This window comes from Arthrobacter sp. Y3225116 (assembly GCF_059091245.1).
Genome location: NZ_JBNHGL010000499.1, coordinates 1 through 855 on the forward strand (window position 1 = coordinate 1; position 855 = coordinate 855).

The following is an 855-nucleotide window of genomic DNA, read 5'->3' on the forward strand; positions in this document are numbered from 1 at the left end:
TCGGAAGGTGTTGCCGGGCGGGCGGCGACGGCGGCATCGACGGACCCGGCTGGCGCCGCGGCGGCCGCAGCGGCCTGGTCCTGGCCCGAGGCGCGGCCGGTGGTCAGCTCCAGCAGCCGGGAGAAGCTGTCGGCCGCGGTCTGTGGGGCGCGGTGGGCGGGCTCGGCCGCCTCTTCGACCGGCGCTTCGCGGCTGTCCAGCACATGCACCGCCTGGTCCGTCACGCCCAGCACGAAGCGCTGGCCGTCGGCGTCCACCACCACGACGGCGGCCTTGGGCCCGATGGTCTGGCGTTCCACCACGCGCACCAGCTTGCGGGCGCCGGTGCGGGCGCCGCGGCTGAAGCGGCGCTGCAGCACCCAGAGCAGCCCGAGCACCACGGCCAGCGAGAGCGCTACCCGCACGGCAAGGACGACTGTCTCCATTTAGAGGAGTCCTTCGGGCACGTCGAGGATCTTGGTGATGCGCACGGCGTAGTCCTGGTCGACGACGACGACCTCGCCGTGGGCGATCAGGCGGCCGTTGAGCAGCACGTCGGCGGGGGCCCCGGCCGAGCGGTCCAGTTCGATCACGCCGCCCGGTTCCAGGTTCAGCACGTCGCGCACGGACATCCGCGTGCGGCCGATCTCCACCGTCAGCGCCATTTCGACGTTGTTGATGCGGCCTAGCTTGGCCAACACCGAGTCGTCGGCGCCGTGCCCGGCCGGGTTCTCGCGCAGCCGGATGGCGAACCAGCCGCCGGCCTCGCCGTCGCCGCCGGTGAGCTTGAAGACGGCGGCTTCCGGATCGGAGAACAGCGCCGCGGCGTTGCCGACGCGTGCCTCCCCCAGCACCCCGGCGCCGAGCACGGAGGTG

2 protein-coding genes are annotated in these 855 nt (G+C 73.3%); both read right to left on the reverse strand.

The window, feature by feature from the left end; genetic code table 11:
* On the reverse strand, nt 1-425 hold a 425-nt coding region (locus AC5RV2_RS18595; RefSeq protein ID WP_494093555.1), incomplete at its 3' end, for a FliO/MopB family protein.
* The coding region (gene fliN, locus AC5RV2_RS18600; protein ID WP_494093556.1) for a flagellar motor switch protein FliN at nt 426-855 on the reverse strand (430 nt) is incomplete at its 5' end.